This window comes from Brevibacillus reuszeri (genome assembly GCF_002897295.1).
Taxonomy (GTDB): Bacteria; Bacillota; Bacilli; order Brevibacillales; family Brevibacillaceae; genus Brevibacillus; species Brevibacillus reuszeri_A.
Genome location: NZ_BEXF01000170.1, coordinates 1 through 224, shown reverse-complemented (window position 1 = coordinate 224; position 224 = coordinate 1). Strand labels below are relative to the sequence as shown.

General features: G+C 54.9%; 1 rRNA gene. It reads left to right on the top strand.

Going from position 1 to position 224, the window contains the following annotated elements:
* Positions 1 to 224, top strand: a 23S ribosomal RNA gene (locus C3B52_RS38465); the annotation flags it as partial.

Sequence of the window (224 nt, the reverse complement as noted above, 5' to 3'; positions counted from 1 at the left end):
CTTGAGCAATGGCGTGACGCAGGAGGATAGGGTGAGCGGCCTACTGGATGGCCGTCCAAGCAGCAAGTGTGGTGTGTAGGCAAATCCGCACACCGTTAAGCACAAGCTGTGATGGCGAGGGAAATTTAAGTACCGAAGTCCCTGATTTCACACTGCCAAGAAAAGCGTCTAGCGAGGAACAAGGTGCCCGTACCGCAAACCGACACAGGTAGGCGAGGAGAGAA